16 protein-coding genes are annotated in these 17,152 nt (G+C 71.6%); 6 read left to right on the top strand and 10 right to left on the bottom strand.

Annotation, left to right across the window (positions count from 1 at the left end):
* Window positions 1-45: 45 nt before the first annotated feature.
* From FKD65_RS22870 to hisC, 4 genes are all read left to right on the top strand, one after another.
* Entirely contained in the window at window positions 46-1,392 is a 1,347-nt protein-coding gene (locus FKD65_RS22870; protein WP_141579425.1) for a flotillin family protein, read from the top strand.
* A 77-nt stretch (window positions 1,393-1,469) separates the two neighbouring features.
* Window positions 1,470-2,144 carry an NUDIX domain-containing protein gene (locus FKD65_RS22865; protein WP_141579424.1) on the top strand — a complete coding sequence of 225 codons (675 nt, stop codon included), beginning with the start codon at window positions 1,470-1,472 and terminating at the stop codon, window positions 2,142-2,144.
* Between the two features lie 57 nt (window positions 2,145-2,201).
* Window positions 2,202-2,495 carry a DUF6401 family natural product biosynthesis protein gene (locus FKD65_RS22860; protein WP_141579423.1) on the top strand — a complete coding sequence of 98 codons (294 nt, stop codon included), beginning with the start codon at window positions 2,202-2,204 and terminating at the stop codon, window positions 2,493-2,495.
* 39 nt (window positions 2,496-2,534) lie between these two features.
* Entirely contained in the window at window positions 2,535-3,608 is a 1,074-nt protein-coding gene (gene hisC / locus FKD65_RS22855; RefSeq protein WP_141579422.1) for a histidinol-phosphate transaminase, read from the top strand.
* Between the two features lie 199 nt (window positions 3,609-3,807).
* Here the strand turns inward: hisC and FKD65_RS22850 are convergent, their stop codons facing one another.
* From FKD65_RS22850 to purD, 6 genes are all read right to left on the bottom strand, one after another.
* Window positions 3,808-5,139: a transcriptional regulator gene (locus tag FKD65_RS22850; RefSeq protein WP_141579421.1), complete on the bottom strand. Its 1,332-nt coding sequence runs from the start codon at window positions 5,137-5,139 to the stop codon at window positions 3,808-3,810.
* Between the two features lie 936 nt (window positions 5,140-6,075).
* Window positions 6,076-7,362 (bottom strand): UDP-N-acetylglucosamine 1-carboxyvinyltransferase, encoded by a 1,287-nt coding sequence (murA, locus tag FKD65_RS22845; protein ID WP_141587021.1) that lies wholly within the window; start codon window positions 7,360-7,362, stop codon window positions 6,076-6,078.
* A gap of 269 nt (window positions 7,363-7,631) precedes the next feature.
* Window positions 7,632-8,420 carry an MOSC domain-containing protein gene (locus tag FKD65_RS22840; protein ID WP_141579420.1) on the bottom strand — a complete coding sequence of 263 codons (789 nt, stop codon included), beginning with the start codon at window positions 8,418-8,420 and terminating at the stop codon, window positions 7,632-7,634.
* An 8-nt stretch (window positions 8,421-8,428) separates the two neighbouring features.
* Entirely contained in the window at window positions 8,429-9,739 is a 1,311-nt protein-coding gene (gene purB / locus FKD65_RS22835; RefSeq protein WP_141579419.1) for an adenylosuccinate lyase, read from the bottom strand.
* On the bottom strand, window positions 9,732-10,889 hold the full coding sequence (locus tag FKD65_RS22830; protein WP_141579418.1) for a low temperature requirement protein A: 1,158 nt from the start codon (window positions 10,887-10,889) through the stop codon (window positions 9,732-9,734). Before FKD65_RS22830 ends, purB begins: the two co-directional genes overlap by 8 nt.
* Window positions 10,890-10,931: 42 nt before the next feature.
* A complete protein-coding gene (purD, locus tag FKD65_RS22825; RefSeq protein ID WP_141579417.1) occupies window positions 10,932-12,182 on the bottom strand; it encodes a phosphoribosylamine--glycine ligase in 1,251 nt (416 codons plus the stop codon).
* 367 nt (window positions 12,183-12,549) lie between these two features.
* Between purD and FKD65_RS22820 the strand changes: the two genes are divergently transcribed.
* Complete coding sequence (locus tag FKD65_RS22820; RefSeq protein WP_141579416.1) at window positions 12,550-13,635, top strand: magnesium and cobalt transport protein CorA; 1,086 nt, start codon at window positions 12,550-12,552, stop codon at window positions 13,633-13,635.
* On the opposite strand, the gene FKD65_RS22815 is transcribed toward FKD65_RS22820, so the two are convergent.
* Window positions 13,636-14,478 (bottom strand): glycerophosphodiester phosphodiesterase family protein, encoded by an 843-nt coding sequence (locus FKD65_RS22815; protein WP_141579415.1) that lies wholly within the window; start codon window positions 14,476-14,478, stop codon window positions 13,636-13,638. It lies immediately after the preceding gene.
* On the opposite strand from FKD65_RS22815, the gene FKD65_RS22810 reads away from it, so the two are divergent.
* On the top strand, window positions 14,468-14,707 hold the full coding sequence (locus FKD65_RS22810; protein WP_141579414.1) for a hypothetical protein: 240 nt from the start codon (window positions 14,468-14,470) through the stop codon (window positions 14,705-14,707). The two genes, FKD65_RS22815 and FKD65_RS22810, sit on opposite strands and share 11 nt — an antisense overlap.
* Here the strand turns inward: FKD65_RS22810 and FKD65_RS22805 are convergent.
* The 3 genes from FKD65_RS22805 to FKD65_RS22795 all read right to left on the bottom strand — a co-directional run bounded on the left by FKD65_RS22805 (window position 14,704) and on the right by FKD65_RS22795 (window position 17,142).
* Window positions 14,704-15,987 carry an adenylosuccinate synthase gene (locus tag FKD65_RS22805; RefSeq protein ID WP_141579413.1) on the bottom strand — a complete coding sequence of 428 codons (1,284 nt, stop codon included), beginning with the start codon at window positions 15,985-15,987 and terminating at the stop codon, window positions 14,704-14,706. The two genes, FKD65_RS22810 and FKD65_RS22805, sit on opposite strands and share 4 nt — an antisense overlap.
* Before the next feature lie 168 nt (window positions 15,988-16,155).
* Window positions 16,156-16,578, bottom strand: a complete 423-nt coding sequence (locus FKD65_RS22800; protein WP_141579412.1) for a DUF3151 domain-containing protein — start codon at window positions 16,576-16,578, stop codon at window positions 16,156-16,158.
* A gap of 39 nt (window positions 16,579-16,617) precedes the next feature.
* Window positions 16,618-17,142: a GNAT family N-acetyltransferase gene (locus tag FKD65_RS22795; RefSeq protein ID WP_240809551.1), complete on the bottom strand. Its 525-nt coding sequence runs from the start codon at window positions 17,140-17,142 to the stop codon at window positions 16,618-16,620.
* Window positions 17,143-17,152 lie beyond the last annotated feature (10 nt).

The raw sequence follows: 17,152 nt of genomic DNA, 5'->3' as shown, positions 1-17,152 counted from the left end.
CTGACAATCCGGGCCAACCGCCCCGACTCCCGGAGGAGGAGGCCCATGCCCGTGCTCGCCGTGGCGATCGGCGCCGTCGTCGCCGTCATCGTGCTGATCATCCTGTTCAAGATGGTCTGGCGGGTCGCCGAGCCGAACGAGGCCCTGATCATCTCCGGCCTCGGCGCCAAGTCCAAGCCGATCGACGGGGTGGACAGCCTCGGCTTCAAGATCGTGACCGGCAAGGGGACGTCCGTCCTGCCCGGCTTCCAGACGGCGCGCAGGCTCCGGCTCGACAGCCGCGCCGCCAACCTCGAGGTCAACTGCGTGACGCAGCAGGGCATCCCGGTCAAGGTCCGCGGCGTGGTCATCTACAAGGTCGGGGACGACTTCGTCTCGATCGCCAACGCGGCCCGCCGCTTCCTGGAGCAGCAGAAGTCGATGGACGGGGCGATCCACGAGCTGTTCACCGGCCACCTGCGCTCCATCATCGGCAACCTCACCGTCGAGGACCTCATCCTCAACCGCGAGCGGCTCACCTCCGAGACCCGCGGCTCGGCCGCCGACGAGATGAGCAAGCTCGGCCTGATCGTCGACTCCCTGCAGATCCAGGAGATCGACGACGAGACCGGCTACATCACCAACCTCGGCCGCCCGCACGCCGCCAAGGTCGCCGCCGCCGCCCGCATCGCCGAGGCCGAGCGCAACCAGGAGGCGACCGAGCGCGAGCAGGAGACCGAGCGGCAGAACGCGGCCGTCATCCGGGACACCGAGATGAAGAAGGCCGAGTACGAGGGCCAGGTGCAGCAGGCCGCGCAGCAGGCCCGGCAGGAGGTCATCCTCAAGGAGACCCGCAACGCCGAGCTGGAGGCCGAGCGCACCGAGAAGCGGCTGGAGAGCGAGATCCGCAAGCCCGCCGACGCCCGCGCCTACGAGCAGGTCAAGCTGGCCGAGGCCGAGCGCGAGGAGCGCATCTCCTACGCCCAGGCCGCCGCGACCGAGGTCCAGCTGAAGGCGCAGCGCGAGTCCGAGGCCATCCGGCTGATCGGTGAGGCCGAGGCGGACGCGACCCGGCGCAGGGGCCTGGCCGAGGCCGAGGCGATCAAGGCCCGCGCCGAGGCGCTGGCGGAGAACACCGACGCCGTCATCGCCCAGCAGCTCGCCGAGAAGTGGCCGCAGATCGTCGAGGCGGGCGCGGGAGTGTTCGGCAACGTCGACAACATGGTCGTGCTGAACGGCGCCCAGGGTGTCGAGGACATGCTCGCCAAGGCCCTCACCCTCGGCGGCACCGGCCTCGGCGTCGCCCGCCAGCTCCTCGCCGGCATGAACGCCCAGGGCGCGCAGCCCGGCACCAACGGCCACGGCGGCCCCCCGGCCGCGACGGTCCCGGTGGAGATCCCCAAGGAGGACTAGGCGCACGCGAGCGGAAGGCCCGGCGCTGCCGGGCCTTCCTGGCCTCGGCGGGGGGCCGGTCCCGCTAAGTTCGTTGCATGTCCGTGCCGCGGCTTGCCGTATCCGTCGACCTCGTCGTGCTCACCGTGCGGGAGCAGCGCCTGTGCGCGCTGCGGTGGCGGCGCGACAGGGCGCCCTACGAGGGGGCGTGGTCGCTGCCGGGCGGGTTCATCCAGCTCGACGAGGACCTGCCGGTGGCGGCGGCCCGGCTGATGGCCGAGCGGGCCGGGCTCGCGGACGTGCGGATCCACCTGGAGCAGCTCGCGACCTACGGCTACCCCGACCGCGACCCCCGCCAGCGCGTGGTGAGCGTCGCCTACCTGGGGCTCGCGCCCGATCTGCCCGCCTCCAGCCGGGCCCAGGTGCTGTGGACGGCCGTGGACGACCTCCTCCACCACGACCGCGCCGCGTTCGACCACCGGCGGATCCTGTGCGACGGGATGGAGCGGGCGCGGGCGAAGCTGGAGTACACCTCGCTGGCGGCGGCGTTCTGCCCGCCCGAGTTCACGGTGGCGGAGCTCAGGCGCGTCTACGAGATCGTGTGGGGCACGACCCTCGACCCCCGGAACTTCCACCGGAAGGTCACCGGAGCCGACCGGTTCCTCATCCCGACCGACCGGACGACGACGCGCGACGGCGGACGCCCCGCCCGGCTGTACCGCAGGGGCGACGCCGAGCAGCTGAGGCCGCCCATGCTGCGGCCCCGCGTGTGAGCTTTTACCTGGGGTGATGTTCCGAGCAGCGCCGGAGCGTTGCTAGTTTCACCCCCTATGAACGGTGACTCGCCAGAAGCGCTCGGCCTGATCGTCCGGGACATCGGTGAGGCGGGCGTCGCGGAGATGTCCGGCTCCCCGGGTCTCGCGGCGGCCGTCGACCAGCACGTGGCCAGCCTCCGCGACGAGCTCGGCGCCCCCGGCGAACCGCCCGGCGCGGACGAGCTGATGGGGTACCTGCACGGTTTCGCGGAGGACGCCTTCAACCGGGGATGGTGGCCGGCCGACACCCGGGACTGGGAGTTCGTTCGGATCGTGGCGGTTTGTTGGATGATGAGGGACGCTGCATAGGCTGGGGTCGTCACCCCATGCGCAATCTGGAGGACAACGGTGTCCGAGGCAACCGCACCCCGCTTCCGCTCGGTCCTCGACCGGTTCGTGGCGTACAGGCCCGGCAAGGTCGTGGTGTCGCCCGAGGGCCGCTCGTTCAAGCTGTCGTCCAACGAGTCGCCGCACGGCCCGCTCCCGTCGGTCGTGGAGGCGATCGGCGAGGCGGCGCGGAACGTCAACCGCTACCCGGACAACAACGCGACCGCGCTGACCGAGGCGATCGCGTCGTTCTGCGGCGTCCCCGCCGACCACGTCGCGGTGGGCTGCGGCTCGGTCGGGATGACCCAGATGCTGCTGGAGGCGGTCGCCGAGCCCGGCGCCGAGGTCGTCTACGCGTGGCGCTCCTTCGAGGCGTACCCGCTGCTGGTGTCGCTGTCGGGCGCGACGAGCGTCCAGGTGCCGCTGCGGGACGAGACCCACGACCTGAGCGCGATGGCCGACGCCATCACCGAGAACACGCGACTGGTCTTCATCTGCAACCCCAACAACCCCACCGGCACCGTCGTGCCCCGGGCGGAGATCGAGGCGTTCCTGGACCGGGTGCCCGCCGACTGCCTGGTCGTCCTGGACGAGGCGTACCGCGAGTACGTCCGCCACGACGAGGTCCCCGACGGCCTCACCCTCTACGGCGACCGCCCGAACCTCGCGATCCTGCGCACGTTCTCCAAGGCCTACGGCCTCGCGGGCCTGCGCATCGGCTACCTCGTCGCGCACCCGCTCGTCGCCGGGTCCATCCGCAAGACGTTCCTGCCGTTCAGCGTGAACTCCGTGGCACAGGCCGCCGGCATCGCGTCCCTTGAGGCGACCGACGAGCTGATGGAGCGCGTCGAGGGCACCGTGAAGGAGCGCGACCGCGTCCGCGACTCCCTGCTCGCCGACGGCTGGACGGTCCCGCCCACCGAGGCCAACTTCGTGTGGCTGCGCCTCGGCGACCGCACGATGGAGTTCTCCGCCGCCTGCGACGCCCAGGGCGTGAGCGTCCGCCCCTTCGACGGCGAGGGCGCCCGCGTCTCCATCGGCTCCCCCGAGGAGAACGACGCCTTCCTGGCCGTCGCCAAGACCTTCAACCGCTGACTCGCTTCGCCGCCCTTCTCCGCGACCCCGCGACCACATCAAGGTCGCGATCGCGTCCGAAGGCAGATTCGAGCGGAGCGAGAATCTGATCGCGCAGCGAGCCGCCGAGGCGAGTCGGAGCGATGCCGGCGATCGCCAGCGGGGCCCGACGATGGAGGGCCGCCAGGCCCGAAGGAGGAGGGCACCGCGATCAACATGGTCAGCTCGTCTTCGCGGCCGGGCCGAGCTTCTCGACGATCAGGCGGTAGAGCTGGCGGGGGCGGCCCGGCTGGGGGGTGCGGTTCGGGGGGAGCGGCCAGGCGAGGCCCTCTTCGACCAGGGTGCGCAGCAGCCGGCGGGCCGTACGGGGCGTGACGCCCAGCATCTTGCCGGCGTTCTCGGCGTCGACGATGAGGGGCTGCTCCTGGTCGCCGAGCTTGTCGGCGAGCCGGGCCAGGATCTCCAGGCCCTTCGGCTTGGCCTGAGGCTGGGCGCGCGGCGGCGTGCGGGGCGCGGGGACGAGCGCGCGGCCGTCGCGGTCGAGCGCGAAGCCCTGCGCCCGCTGGGAGCTCTGGGAGCGCGCCAGGGCGGCGCGGGCGTGGTTCTCCGCCTCGTGGGCTGTGCGGCCCATGCCGATGCCGACCTCGATGGCGAGGCCGAGCTCCTCGCGGACGCGCTCGACGAACGGCGGGGTGCGGAAGCCCTCGGTGGACGCGGTGACGGAGCCGCGCGTCGCGATGACGAGGTAGCTGTGGTCGTCGACCGGCCACACGGAGGCGTTCATCCGGTGCGCCTCCTGGAGGAGCACCCGGTGCAGGGCCAGCTTCAGCTCGTCGCGCCAGTAGCGGGGGGTGACGCGGCGCGGGGTCTCGCGCAGGGTCGGGACGTCCACCAGCACGACGACGAGCTGTGACTCCTCAAGGCGGTGGTGGGCGCCGAGGAGCGCGGCGGTCTGCAGGGAGCTGCGGATCGCGGCCCCGGTCGGCCGGACGCGGATGGTCGGGACGCCCGCCATCTCCATGCGCTCGGCGGTGGCGTGCACGCAGGTCATCGCGACGGTCGTCGCGCCGCGCCGCCAGAGCCGCTCGTGGAAGGCGGCGAGCGTGCCGGGGCCCGCGGCCTCCTCGCGCAGGTGCACCTGCTCGGTGCCGAGGCTGATCTCGGAGTAGGCCTCCTCGACCTCGGCGCGGCCGAGCACGTCGATGCTGACCCTGGCCGGGTCGAAGCGCTCGTCGAGGGAGGCCCGCAGCAGCGCGCCCTGCAGGGCGGCGCCGTTCAGCGGCACGTAGGTGGCGGGCATCGTGAGGACGCCGGCCTTGCGCGCGAAGTCGTACGGGACGGGGCTGGCGAACAGGCACACGTCCACCCCCGAGCCCAGCCGGACGACCTTGTCGGCGGCCTCCTGCTCGTCGCGGTACGCGGCGGCCACCAGCCTGCTCGGTACCGGAGTGGGGCCGTGGCCCATCAGCATGACCCGTTCCACGAGGTCATGGGGACCCACGACACCGATCGTGAGGTCGGGGGTGACCGACCCCGTGCGTGCCGCCGTCATCGGTGATCGCTCGCTTCCAATCCGGCCCCTCGGCCGGGGCGCGGCCCCGGCCACCTGCTCGCGCACGTTCCGCCCAACGGTTGACTCATGGCTTGTCGCCCCTGCCTTCTGACCCGGCACCGCAGTTCCCGTGCGATTCGCCTTCCCGCAGACCCGCCTCCCTGAAGCTGAGCGGGCCTCTTACCAGAGCCCCCGTCCGCTCCGGTGAAGCGGATGCGGGCTCTTCCTTCCAGCTGGCAGATCGGGTCAGGGCTACGTGATGTGACACCCAGACGCGAAATCGAATCAAGAGTGCGGCGAAAAAGTAACCTACGCGACCCCCTGGTCAGTAATTTGTCACCATTCGGCCAGCCTTGATCCTGCATCTTCGGATGTCCGAAGTAGAAAAACAAGACCCGAAAACACAGCGGAGGCCCCTTCCTGACGCACCTACGTACTGGAGGGACCCCTGCGGCGTCCGTTCGGTTTACAGGAAGGCCGAAATCCGGCGCACCGATCTCGCCTGCTATGGAAGGACGAGTGATCCGGCCAGAGTGGGCCCCTGGAGCCGGCCGGTGATTTTTTACCGCGTTACGGTCCGGTCCATCGGGACCGTTCCAGGCATGACTCTGCAGGTCAGAGAGTCGGTCATCGGCCGGTTAAGGACACCCTATCCGTGCCGTGCGTAACCGGCCGGTAACACACGGCACGACGGATTTGCGGTAGGTCGTTACACATCCCGTCAGGGATCAACGGGAAGTTGGTCAGACCGAGGCCACATTCGGCCGACCCCGCCCCCCGGCCGCGCAGGGCGGAGCGACGCACCGGGCACTGGGGCTCGAGTACGGGTCTCGGGGCGCGGGCGCCGGGATCGCCGTGGCGGGGCGGCCTCAGGGCGCGAATCTCAGGGCGCGCGGCGTGGGCGCCGGGATCGGCGCCCACGGAACCGTCACCGTGTCAGCCGGCCTCGCGGACGATCTCGGCGCCGAGCTGGGAGAGGCGCTCGGCCGTGTGCGCGTGGCCGCGGTCGAGGTAGTAGGCCGAGGTGATCGTGGTCTCGCCCTCCGCGGCGAGGCCGGCCAGCACGAGGGCGCTGCCGCAGCGCAGGTCGTGCGCCTCGACCTCGGCGCCGCGCAGGCCGCGCGGGCCGTTGACCTTGGCGCGGTTGCCGTCCACCTCGATGTCGGCGCCCATCTTCGCCAGCTCGCCGGCCAGCTTGAACCGGCCGTCGAAGATCCGCTCGTAGATGTAGGACGGGCCCTCGGCGAGGCAGGACACCGCCATGATCGGCGACTGGAGGTCGGTGGCGAAGCCCGGGTACTCGTCGGTGATGACGTTGATCGGGCGGAGCGTCCGGTCGCGGCGCACCTGGAGGACGGCGCCCTGCTGGTGGAACTCGACGCCCATCTGCTCCAGCTTGTCGGCCGCGACGCCGAGGTGCTCCAGCGAGGCGCCGACGAGGCTGAGGTCGCCGCCGGTGATCGCGGCGGCCATCACGAAGACGCCGGCGTCGATCCGGTCGGGCATCACGGTGTGCTCGACGGCGGTGAGCTCGTCCACGCCCTCGACCGTGATGAACCCGGTGCCGCCGCCGCTGATCCGGGCGCCCATCGCCTGGAGGATGGCGATGTTGTCCAGCACCTCGGGCTCCAGCGCCGCGTTCTTGATCAGCGTGGTGCCGTGCGCCAGCGCCGCCGCCATGATCAGGTTCTCGGTGCCGGTGTGCGAGGGGGTGTCGCAGTAGAGCGTCCCGCCGCGCAGGTCGCCGGCCTTGATGTGGATGATGCCGTCGCCGTTGTCGGCCACGTGCTCGGTGACCGTGGCGCCCATCCGCTTGAAGCCGTTGTAGTGGAAGTCGAGGTTGCGGCTTCCGAGATTGCAGCCGCCGACGCCCTCGATGACCGCCTCGCCGAGGCGGTGCAGCAGCGCCGGGACGAACAGAAACGAGCCGCGGAACCGGGACGCGATCTCGGCGGGCAGCACGGGGCTGTTCAGCGACGACGCGTCGATCACCAGCGTGCGCTCGGTCTCGTGCAGCTCGGCCTTGGCGCCGATGGCCCGCGCGAGCTCCACCGCCCGCCGGACGTCCTCGATGATCGGGACGTTGCGCAGCACGGTGCGTCCCCTGGAGGCCATCAGCGAGGCACCGATCATCGGCAGGACGGCGTTCTTCGCCCCCTGGATGAAGACCGTGCCGTGCAGCTGACGACCGCCGCGCATGCGGTAGCGAACCTCGTGGCCCATGCTCATGCCGCCTAACTTCCTCTCGGGTGCGGTTGCGTGTGCGATCCAGTTGGGAGCACGAGGGCCGAGCGTGCCTGACGGTGTCCCCCCGCTGCCGACGCGACCCCAGTAAACCATCGGGCCGGAGGTGTGGTGTCCGGCCTTGGCCCCGCGGGCGTCAGTCTGCTCGTTGAGACTTCCGGAACACGCCAAAGGTTCGCGTTCCCTGGGAAAATTCCCAGGAGGAGCCTAGGGGCGGCGGGCCCCCGCCGCCGGTGTTTCGAAGATCATCAGGGCGTGCGGGCCGCCACGACCTCGACCGGATCGCCCACCCTGAGCGTGCCGAGGACGCGCGGCACGCAGTTCTGGCCGAACTGGATGCCGCGGTCCCGGGTGCGGTAGGACGCGAGGGTCCGCAGCGGCTCGCGGCCGCGCTCGCCGGTCCGCTGGTCGGTGGTGGTGATGACGCAGCGGGTGCACGGCTTGACCATCTCGATGACGGTCTCGCCGACGCGCAGCAGGCGCACCTCGTCCTCGCCGTAGGGGCCGAGGCCCTCGACGACGAGGCTCGGGCGGAACCGGTTCATCGGGAGCGGTTCGTCCAGCCGCGCGTTGAGGTCGGCCAGGGACTCGGCGGAGATGACCAGCAGCGGGTAGCCGTCGGCGAACATGACCTCGCCGCCGCCGCGGCGCGTGGGCCGCAGGCCGGTGAAGCGCACCAGGCGGCAGTCGGCGCCGAGCAGGTCGCCGAACCAGGCCGCCGCCTCGTCGCCCTGGTCGACGCCCCGGCACTCCGACCGGTGGACGGTGACCTCCCGCACCTCGCCCTCGTCCACGGCCTTGTGGACGAGGCGCGAGGCGCCGGGAGCCTCGACCGTGAGGAGCGTCCCGTCGTAGGCCGGGCTCAGCAGCGCCATCCGGGCGTGGTCGCGCTGGGACAGGAAGCGGCCCTCCGGGGTGACCAGCATGAACTCGCGGTCGAACGGCAGGCCGCGCGCGGTCAGTTCGGCGGTGCGCAGCGCGGTCCCACCGCCGCTCTTGAGCGGGTAGGCGTTCAGCCCGGTCAGGGTCCCCTGCACGGCCCCTCCTAACCGAGGGCGGTGAGGCGGTCGAACATCGGGCCGAGGCGCTCCACGAAGCGCTCCGGGCGGCACACCTCGTCCAGGCGCTTCTCGTCCAGCGTGAGGCCCGCCTCCGCCGCGTGCGCGCGCAGCGTCTCGCGGAACGGCGTGCCGGTCTCCCACGTCTCCATGGCGGCCTTCTGGACGAGGGGGTACGCCTCGTCGTCGCGCGACATGCCCGCTTCGACCAGCTCCAGCAGGACGGTCGAGGTGTAGATGAGGCCGCCGGTCGAGTCCAGGTTCTCCCGCATGCGCGCCTCGTCAACGACGAGTCCGGACATGAGGCGGTTGGTCAGGTTCAGCATGTAGTCGAGCGCGATGGAGGCGTCCGGCAGCGCGATCCGCTCGGTGGAGGAGTGCGAGATGTCGCGCTCGTGCCAGAGCGGGATGCCCTCCAGCACCGGGACGATCTGCGCCCGCACGATCCGCGCCATCCCCGCCAGCCGCTCGGAGATGATCGGGTTCTTCTTGTGCGGCATCGCCGACGAGCCCTTCTGGCCCTTGCCGAACGGCTCCCACAGCTCCCGCACCTCGGTGCGCTGGCCGTGCCGCACCTCGAGCGCGATCGCCTCGCACACCGTCGCCATGATCGCCAGGGACGACACCCACTCGCTGATCCCGTCCCGCAGGACTACCTGCGTCGACACGTCGGCGGCCTTCAGGCCGAGCCTGCGCGCGACGTGCAGCTCGATCGCCGGGTCGATGTTGGAGTACGTCCCGACCGCGCCGGAGATCGCCATCACGCCCACGGCCTCGCGGGCGCGCCGGAGCCGGTCGCGCGAGCGGGCCATGGCGAACGCGAAGTCGGCGACGCGGTGGCCCCACACGTCGGGCTCGCCGTGGATGCCGTGCGTCCGGCCGACCCGCAGCGTGGCCCGGTGGGCGAGCGCGTGGTCGCGCAGCGTCGCGACGAGCGCGTCCGCCTTGTCGAGCAGGATGTCGGTGGCCTCGACGAGCTGGAGCGCGAGCGCCGTGTCGAGCAGGTCGGACGACGTCATGCCGAAGTGGACGTACCGGGCGGCCTCGCGGGGCTCGGTGTTGTCCGCCCACGCCGACAGGAAGGCGATCACATCGTGCTGCGTCACCGCCTCGATCGCGTGCACCGCCTCCGGCGTCGGCGGCGGCGCCTTGCGCACCGGCTCCACCACCTCCGGGGGGATCGTGCCGGCCTCGGCGTGGGCCTCGACGACGAGGACCTCCACCTGGCACCACAGCTCGTACTTGTGCGCGTCGCTCCAGACGCGTCCCATCTCCGGAAGGGTGTAGCGCTCAATCACCCGACGATTGTCCCAGGCCGGGAACCGCCGCGTCCGGCCGGGTCGCCGCGTGTTCCAATGCGAGCGCGGCGGCGATCACCAGCACGAGGGCGGCGATCTCCGCGGCGGCCAGCCAGAGGCCGAGCGGGGTGACCGCGAGCGCGGCCGCGGCGGCGCCGAGCCGGATGCGGGACGGCCCGATGCGCACGATCCGGCGGAACGCGACGTCGCCCGCCAGGTACAGCGCGACGCCGCCGGCCAGCGCGAGCGCGGGGCCGGTGTGCAGGCCGTCCCAGGCGTGCCCGACGGCCTGCCCCATGCCGGCCGCCGCGACGATGATCCCGATGACCAGCGGGATGTGGGCGTAGAAGTAGCCGAACATCGTCATCTGGGTGCGGCGCACGTCGTCCGCGGCGGTCAGCGACTCCTCGGCGCGCTCGTCGTCCCTGGCGAAGTAGCTCCACCAGACGGCGGCCGCGAGCGCCAGCCCGAGCAGCACGGCGACGACCAGGCCCGCGTCGAGGTGCGCGTGCTCGGCGCCCGCCCCGACCGCGATCACCGACTCGCCGATCGTGATCATGACGAGCAGCCCGTGCCGCTCGACGATGTGCGCGGGCTGGATGGTGAACAGCCCGCCCGGCGACACGATGTAGGGCTGCGCGATCGGGACGACCAGCGCGAGCGTCCACAGCACGTACACCCCGGGCCCGTGGTCGAGGATCCCGGCGACGATGATGAGCACCGCCGCGAGGAGGTTGGCCGGCAGCACGCGCAGGATGTGCGGATTGCCCTGCGCGTACAGCGTCACGTGGGCGAGCACCAGGACCAGGTACCCGAGGCCCCACAGGACGCCGCCGCCCTTGAACGCCGTCGGGGTGGCCAGCGCGACCATGAAGAACCCGGCCATCCCGACCAGGAGGAGCAGGCGCCGTCCCGTCGTCGTGGGGGTGAGGGTGTTCGTGAGCCAGGCGTAACCGCCGTACATCCACCACAGGACGCCGAACATCAGCACGACCTGGACCAGGCCCAGCACGTTCAGTTCCTTCACGAGGACGTGGCTGAGCTGGGTCACGGCGAAGACGAACACCAGGTCGAAGAAGAGCTCCAGCGTCGTGACGCGGTAGACCTCTTCGCCCGCGGGTTCGACCGGGGGCGCGGAAGGGGAAGCCATGCCTGACCTCGCTTGATTACTTGTTAACTTGTAATCAAGTAATCATGGCATGGAGCTCGCCTTCAGAGCTATGTCGCCGCGGTGGTGGGAGCCGCGCAGGCCGATCTTGGCCACGGCCTCGTAGGCGGCGGAGCGGGCGAGGGCGAGGTCGGGCGCGGTGCCGACCACGTTCAGGACGCGCCCGCCGTTCGCGACCGGCTGCCCCTCGCCGCCGAGCTTGGTCCCCGCGTGCAGCACGTAGGCGCCCTCCACCGCGGCGGCCTCGGCCAGGCCGGTGATCTCGTCGCCCTTCACCGGGTCGGCGGGGTAGCCCTCGGCGGCCACGACCACCGTGACGGCCGACCCCGGGTGCCATTCGAGGCGCAGGTCAGGGTCGAGCCCGCCGATCGCGCACGCCTGGAGGAGCGTGCCGAGGGGGGTGGCCAGCCGGTCCAGGACGACCTGGGTCTCCGGGTCGCCGAAGCGCGCGTTGAACTCCACCACCCGCACGCCCTTGGACGTCAGCGCGAGCCCGGCGTACAGCACGCCTACGTAAGGGGTCTCGCGGCGGCGCATCTCGTCGACCGTGGGTTGGACGACCGTCGCCATGACCTCGTCCACCAGGCCGGGCGGCGCCCAGGGCAGCGGCGTGTAGGCGCCCATGCCGCCCGTGTTCGGCCCCTCGTCGCCGTCGTAGGCGCGCTTGAAGTCCTGCGCCGGGAGCAGCGGGACTGCGTGCTGCCCGTCGCACAGCGCGAACAGGGAGACCTCGGGGCCGTCCAGGTACTCCTCGACCACGACGCGGTCGCAGGCGTCGGCGTGGCGCAGCGCCTCGTCGCGGTTCTCGGTGACGACGACGCCCTTCCCGGCCGCCAGCCCGTCGTCCTTCACCACGTACGGCGGGCCGAAGGCGTCGAGCGCCTCCTCGGCCTGCCCTGTCGACTCGCAGACCCGGGAGTCGGCGGTCGGGACCTCCGCCGCCGCCATGACCTCCTTGGCGAACGCCTTGGACGCCTCGATCTTCGCGGCGGCCCGGTCCGGACCGAAGCAGGGGATGCCGGCCTTGCGCAGGGCGTCGCCGACGCCCGCCACGAGCACGGCCTCCGGACCGACGACGACCAGGCCGACCCGGAGCCGCGTGGCCAGCTCCACCACCGCCGTGCGGTTCGTCGGATCGAGCTGGTGGTTGTCCGCGAACTCCGCCGTGCCCGGATTGCCCGGGGCGCAGTGGAGGGCGGTGACGGCAGGGTCGCGGTGCAGGGCGCAGACGAGCGCATGCTCGCGGCCACCCGATCCAAGGACGAGTACTCGCACGTCGCGAGCTTACTGGTCCGAGCCCACGCGTCGGGCGCGCATAACCCTTGCGCGGATGGGGATGCAGCGGGGTGAGGCGGCCATCACACGGGGACGTGTGAACCTCACCGATACGGGCGGCGTCCTACATATCGGCTGGTAGGCTGCGACGGGCTTGACCGCCCGCTGTCGAGGTGCGTGAAAGGAGGTGGTCGGGATGAGTCCTGGTGATACTTGCAGTTCGCCAGAGAACCCTCACAGTCCGGGCAGGACTGTCCCTCCGTCCGCCTCCATCTGGCGCCCGGCCGTCGCCCTCGCGCGCTCCCTTCGCTGACCAGCCTGGGTTGAGCGCGCGCTGCGTGCGTGGCCGGCGGGTTAGGAGCACCTCATGGCCATGACACGAGTCCGCCCCAGCCGCGCGCTCTTCAAGACGCGCGGCCGCCCCAGCGGCGTGCAGGCTCCGAACCGCGACTCCGCCGTCATCGACTGGGCCGCCTACATCGACGGCCACCGCGTCAGCACCGACACCGTCGCCGACGCCGTCCGCCTGGTGCGCGACGGCCGGCTGATCCCCGACGGCGAGAGCGCCGGCTTCGTGTGGGTCGGCCTCCACGAACCGTCCGCCGCCGAGCTGAGCGACCTCGCCGAGGTCTTCGGCCTGCACCCCCTCGCCGTCGAGGACGCCATCCACGCCCACCAGCGCCCCAAGCTCGAGCGCTACGACGACGTCCACTTCGTCGTCATGAAGACCGTCGGCTACGTCTCCAGCGGCCCCGGCGGCGCCGAGGTCGTCGAGACCGGCGAGATCATGATGTTCTGCGGCCCCGACTTCGTCGTCACCGTCCGCCACGGCGCCCACGGCGCGCTCGGACCCGTCCGCCGCCACCTCGAGAAGGACCCCGGGCGCCTCGCCCTCGGCCCCGCCGCCGTCCTGCACGCCGTCACCGACCGCGTCGTGGACGGCTACGTCGGCGTCGCCAACGCCGTCATGGAGGACATCGACGAGGTCGAGGAGGCCGTCTTCTCGCCCGAGCGCACCGACGAGTCCCGGCGCATCTACCGGCTCAAGCGCGAGGTCATCCAGCTCAAGCGCGCCGTCGGCCCGCTCGCCGGCCCGCTGCGCAGCCTGTCCGGCCGGCGCTTCGTCCCCGCCGAGATCAGGGAGTACCTCCGCGACGTCGAGGACCACCTCACCCGCGTCCGCGAGCAGGTCGAGTCCTACGACGAACTCCTCAACCCCATCCTCCACGCGCACATGACCCAGGTCACCGTCGCCGACAACAAGGACATGCGCAAGATCTCCGCCTGGGGCGCGATCTTCATGGTCCCCACCGCCATCGCGGGCGTCTACGGCATGAACTTCGACCACATGCCCGAGACCCGCTGGCAGTACGGCTACCCCATGATCCTCGCCATCATCACCCTCGCCTGCATGGCCCTCCACCGCGGCTTCCGCCGCAACGGATGGTTGTAGCTAGAAAGCCGGGGCCGCCGCTAGGAGGGCGTGCAGGCGGTCTGGGTAGTCGGTGACTATGGCGTCTGCGCCCTGGTCTATGAAGCGGGTCATGTCGGCCTCGTCGTTGACCGTCCAGACGTTGACCGGGAGGTCCAGGGTGTGGGCCTGGGCGATCAGGGCGGGGGTCGTCATCGCGTGTTCGGGGGAGACGGCCGTGGCGCCCAGGGCGAAGGCGGCGGCGACGGGGTCGGCCGGGGAGTGGCCCGCGAGCCAGCCGGTGCCGGGGGTCAGGGTCTTGCGCTCCATGAGGGCGACGCGGCCCAGCTCCGGGTAGTGGCGGCGGGCCTCGGCCAGCACGCGCCAGTCGAAGGCCAGGAGCCGGGCGCGCTCGGTGCAGCCGAAGGCCCTCAGGACGGCCGCCACCGAGGCGGTGAGGAGCTCCACCTCCTCGTCGGTCCAGGTCGGGTCCGTCTTGAGTTCGACGGAGAGCCCCACGGCCGCGGGGGCCAGGAGGGCGCACACCTCAGCGAGCGTGGGGATGCGGGTCCCGGGCATCGGGGCGGCCGGGCAGCTCATGCCCGCGTCGAGCGTCCGCAGCTGGGCGAGGGACAGCTCGCGGACGGGCTTGCCGACGTAGGGGTAGGCCGGGTCGTCCGGCCACGCGGGAGCCGTGTCGGCGAGGACGGACGGGGACAGCACCTGGTCGTGGCCGAGGACGACGACGCCGTCCGAGGACAGGCCCACGTCCAGCTCGACCGCGTCGACGCCGAGGTCGAGGGCGTGGGCGAAGCCGGGCAGGGTGTTCTCCGGACGGAGCCCACGCGCCCCCCGATGCCCGTGAACTTCGACGATGGAGATCACCGAACGAACGCTACCGTCCGTGACCGAACGCGCGGGCACAGACCCCGGCCACCACCGCAACCACGCGACAACCTCAATGGTTGCGATCGCGTCCGAAGGCAGGTTCAAGCGAAGCGAGAACCTGATCGCGAAGCGAGCCGCCAAGGCGAGACGGAGCGATGCCAGCGATCGCCCGCGTTTTTCGACGATGGAGGGCCGCCAGGCCCGAAGGAGGAGAAAGGCGCATTAAACGAGCGGCCTCAGGGAGAGGGTCTGGTCGCGGCCGGGGCCTACGCCGATGGCGGAGATCTGGGCGCCGGACATCTCCTCCAGCGCGCGGACGTACGCCTGCGCGTTCGCGGGCAGGTCCTCGAACGTCTTGGCGCCGGTGATGTCCTCCTGCCAGCCGTCCAGGTACTCCAGGACGGGCTTGGCGTGGTGGAACTCGGTCTGCGTGGTGGGCAGCTCGTCCACCCGGACGCCGTCGACCTCGTAGGCGACGCACACCGGGACCCGTTCGAGGCCGGACAGGACGTCCAGCTTCGTCAGGAAGTAGTCGGTGATGCCGTTGACGCGGGTGGCGTAGCGGGCGATGACGGCGTCGAACCAGCCGCAGCGGCGGTCGCGGCCGGTGGTCACGCCGTACTCGCCGCCGGTCGTGCGCAGGTACTCGCCCTGCTCGTCCAGCAGCTCGGTGGGGAACGGCCCGGAGCCGACGCGGGTCGTGTACGCCTTGAGGATGCCGATCACACGGGTGATCTTGGTGGGGCCGACGCCGGAACCGGCGCACGCGCCGCCCGCGGTAGGGCTGGAGGACGTCACGAACGGGTAGGTGCCGTGGTCGATGTCCAGCAGGGTGCCCTGCGCGCCCTCCAGCAGGACGACCTTGCCGTCGTCCAGCGCCTTGTTCAGCACGAGCGTGGTGTCGGCCACGAACGGCTTGAGGCGCTCGCCGTAGGCCAGGTACTCCTGGACGATCGGCCCGGTCTCGATGCGGCGGCGGTTGTAGACCTTCGTCAGGACCTGGTTCTTCTCGCGCAGGGCCAGGTCGAGCTTCTGGGTGAGGATGTTCGGGTCGAACAGGTCCTGGACGCGGATGCCCATCCGGTTGATCTTGTCGGCGTAGGTGGGGCCGATGCCGCGGCCGGTGGTGCCGATCCGGGCCTTGCCGAGGTAGCGCTCGGTGACCTTGTCGAGGGCGCGGTGGTGGGGCATGATCAGGTGCGCGTTCGCCGAGATCAGCAGGCGCTCGCAGCCGATGCCGCGGTCCCGCAGGCCGTCGATCTCCTGGAGCAGCACCGCCGGGTCGATCACCACGCCGTTGCCGATCACGGGGACGACGTCGGGCGACAGCACTCCGGACGGCAGCAGGTGCAGCGCGTAGCTCTTGTCGCCGATGACCACCGTGTGGCCGGCGTTGTTGCCACCCTGGTAGCGGACGACGTAGTCGACGTCCCCGCCGAGCAGGTCTGTCGCCTTGCCCTTGCCCTCATCTCCCCACTGGGCACCGACAAGAACGATGGCAGGCATGCCACTTTTCCTTCCCACGACGAAGGCCCCGGTCGCCGCAAGCGAAGGGGCCTCTTGCGATCAAAGCGTACCCTCAGCTGGGCGACAAGGAAACCGGAGGCGGATCCGCCCCCGGGCCGAGGTCCGGGGGCGCCGCTCGTCCGGTGACGGTCCGTCCGGCCGGGCGGGTCAGGAACCGCCCAGGGCGTCGGCCGCCTCGGCGCTGCTGTCGCGCAGGAAGGTCCGGCAGCGCTCGGCCTCGGAGTCCTCGCCGATGGCGGCGGCGGCCCGGGCGAGGGCGTGCAGGGCGCGCAGGAAGCCGCGGTTCGGCTCGTGCTCCCAGGGGATGGGGCCGTGGCCCTTCCAGCCGGCCCGGCGCAGCTGGTCGAGCCCGCGGTGGTAACCGGTGCGGGCGAACGCGTAGGAGTCGATGACGCTGCCCTTGGCGAAGGAGCGGTCGGCGAGTTCGGCCCAGGCGCCCGGGTAGTCCGGGTGGCGCGCGGCGACCTCGAACGGGTCGATGCCGTTCTCCAGGGCCGTCCGGGCCTCTTCGTTGTCCGGAAGTTCGGTCGGAGCGGGGCCGCCGAGCAGGTTCTGGGTCATGCCGGTCATGGTAAGCGGGCACCCCCGGGCGGATTCAACCGGCCGGGGTCAGGCGGGCACGGGGAGCGGCAGGCGGAAGTGCGCGGAGCCGCCGTCCCGGGTGGAGCGGGCCGCGGGCCAGCCGCTGCGGACGAACATGAGCGCCTGCCGGTTGGTGAGGATGACGTCCGCGTCGAACTCGCTGATGCCGCGCCGCCCCGCGAGCTCGGCCAGGCAGCCGACGAGGGCGCGGCCGAGGCCCCGGCGCTGCCAGGGGTCGGCGACGAGGACGGCGAGGTCGGCGCGCCAGGGCCGCCCCCGGTCGCGGACGTATTCGGCGACGCCGAGGATCTCGTCGCCGTCCAGCGCGACGAGGGCCTCGCGGTCCCAGTGGTCGAGGCCGTCCAGGAGTCCGACGTAGTGGTCCGGGATGCGGGGCGTGCCGGAGAAGAAGCGCGTGTAGAGGCTGGCGGCGGACAGCCGGTCCGACATCCGCTGGACGCGGTCGCGGTCGGTGACGCCGTACGGGCGGATCCGGACGTCGTCCAGGGTCGCGTCAATGCGAGCGGCGCCGCGCACATCGAGTTGCTTCACGCAACTTATT

The organism is Actinomadura sp. WMMA1423, assembly GCF_006547145.1.
GTDB lineage: Bacteria > Actinomycetota > Actinomycetes > Streptosporangiales > Streptosporangiaceae > Spirillospora.
Note: the sequence above shows the minus strand (reverse complement) of the source record. Positions and strands in the feature narration are given on the sequence as shown.

Excerpts from the sequence above, each read along its gene's own strand:
- FKD65_RS22865 (WP_141579424.1), top strand. The coding sequence starts at position 1,470 with ATGTCCGTGCCGCGGCTTGCCGTATCCGTCGACCTCGTCGTGCTCACC.
- FKD65_RS22870 (WP_141579425.1), top strand. The coding sequence starts at position 46 with ATGCCCGTGCTCGCCGTGGCGATCGGCGCCGTCGTCGCCGTCATCGTG.
- FKD65_RS22820 (WP_141579416.1), top strand. The coding sequence starts at position 12,550 with ATGGCCATGACACGAGTCCGCCCCAGCCGCGCGCTCTTCAAGACGCGC.
- FKD65_RS22830 (WP_141579418.1), bottom strand. The coding sequence starts at position 10,889 with ATGGCTTCCCCTTCCGCGCCCCCGGTCGAACCCGCGGGCGAAGAGGTC.
- FKD65_RS22860 (WP_141579423.1), top strand. The coding sequence starts at position 2,202 with ATGAACGGTGACTCGCCAGAAGCGCTCGGCCTGATCGTCCGGGACATC.
- FKD65_RS22810 (WP_141579414.1), top strand. The coding sequence starts at position 14,468 with ATGGAGATCACCGAACGAACGCTACCGTCCGTGACCGAACGCGCGGGC.
- FKD65_RS22850 (WP_141579421.1), bottom strand. The coding sequence starts at position 5,139 with ATGACGGCGGCACGCACGGGGTCGGTCACCCCCGACCTCACGATCGGT.
- FKD65_RS22805 (WP_141579413.1), bottom strand. The coding sequence starts at position 15,987 with ATGCCTGCCATCGTTCTTGTCGGTGCCCAGTGGGGAGATGAGGGCAAG.
- FKD65_RS22800 (WP_141579412.1), bottom strand. The coding sequence starts at position 16,578 with ATGACCGGCATGACCCAGAACCTGCTCGGCGGCCCCGCTCCGACCGAA.
- murA (WP_141587021.1), bottom strand. The coding sequence starts at position 7,362 with ATGGGCCACGAGGTTCGCTACCGCATGCGCGGCGGTCGTCAGCTGCAC.